The following is a 1,610-nucleotide window of genomic DNA, read 5'->3' on the forward strand; positions in this document are numbered from 1 at the left end:
TAGCTTGATCTTTAACCTGGGGTCTCGAACGGCGTCTCGTACTTGATCACTCGGGTTGGTAACTGCCGTACGTGCAGGCGGCCTTCGGCTGACCATGTGCTCCGACCAAGGAACGCACACACCCAGCACGAAGGCCGTGGGATGAGTCTGTTGCACCATGCTGTCCGGAAGGAACCGTTCGCGGAACTGTCACGCTTCCGAGGCGAGTTCTACTCCTGTCTGACCAAGCGTTCGGATGCGCTGTTCGAGCTGGCCGACGCCGTGCTCTGCGCGGACGGCCCGGTCCGCTCGCTGGTGGAGCTGTCGCTGGTGGGCGAGCATCGCCGTGGACACGGCGGGTTGTATGACGCCCTGGCCGCGGGCCGGGTGGACATCGCCCGGCTGCGACGGGCACTGGCCACGGTGCCGCTGCCGCGGGCGGCGGACGACAGACTGGTGCTGGCCGCCGACATCACCTGCTGGCTGCGCCCCGACGCCCACACCTCACCGCAGCGGATCCTGTGCCACACCTACGGACGCGGCAAGGACCAGCACATCCCCATCCCCGGCTGGCCCTACTCGGTGATCTGCGCCCTGGAAGCGGGCCGCAGCTCGTGGACCGCGCCGCTGGACGCCCTGCGTCTGGTGCCGGGGGACGACGCGGCCACCGTCACCGCCCGACAGATGCGTGAACTGACCGAGCGGCTGATTGAGGCCGGACAGTGGAAGGACGGCGACCCGGACATCCTCATCGTGGTGGACGCCGGATACGACGTGCCCCGGCTGGCCTTCCTGCTGGGGGACCTGCCGGTGCAGGTGCTGGGCCGGATGCGCTCGGACCGTGTCCTGCGCCGGGCGGCACCGCCCCGCGAGCCGGGCACCCGGGGCCGTCCACCCCGCCACGGCGGCGAGTTCGTCTTCGGCGACCCGGCCACCTGGAACGCTCCCGATGCCGCGACCGTGACCGAGACCCGTCTGTATGGCACGGCCACCGCCAGGGCCTGGGACCGGCTCCACCCCAGGCTGACTCACCGCTCTGCGTGGGTCTCCCAGCTGGGCGCTTTGCCGGTCATCGAGGGCACCGTGATCCGCCTGCAGGTCGAGTACCTGCCCAGCGGAGCCACTCCCAAGCCGGTATGGCTGTGGTGGTCGGGCACCGATGCCACCGACACTCAGGTCGACCTGCTCTGGCAGGTCTTCCTGCGGCGCTTCGACATCGAGCACACTTTCCGACTGTTCAAGCAGACGCTGGGCTGGACCTGCCCGAAGGTCCGCACCCCTGAGGCGGCTGACCGGTGGACCTGGCTGATCCTCGCCGTCTACACCCAGCTGCGGCTGGCCCGCCCGCTGGCGGCCGACCTGCGCCGGCCGTGGGAGAAGCCGAGCCCGCCGAACAGGCTCACCCCTGCCCGCGTCCGCCGCGATTTTCGGCACCTCCGCCCGCAGGTGGCCTGCCCCGCCCAGGCACCGAAATCCTCCCGCCCCGGCCCGGGGCGACCCCCCGGCCGCAAGAACACCCGGCCCGCCCCGCGCCACGACGTGCACACCGTCCGCAAACCAGGCACCGCGAAACAGCGAACGAAGAAGTCAACGACCCCACGACCCCGCCGCACAGGTTAAAGATCAAGCTA

General features: G+C 70.1%; 1 protein-coding gene. It reads left to right on the plus strand.

Annotated features, from left to right (window positions below):
* Positions 1 to 141: 141 nt before the first annotated feature.
* A complete protein-coding gene (locus tag ACFVJQ_RS45955) occupies positions 142 to 1,599 on the plus strand; it encodes an NF041680 family putative transposase (protein ID WP_385791964.1) in 1,458 nt (485 codons plus the stop codon).
* Positions 1,600 to 1,610 lie beyond the last annotated feature (11 nt).

Source organism: Streptomyces sp. NPDC127197, from assembly GCF_042672405.1.
GTDB classification, from domain to species: Bacteria; Actinomycetota; Actinomycetes; order Streptomycetales; family Streptomycetaceae; genus Streptomyces; species Streptomyces flavusporus.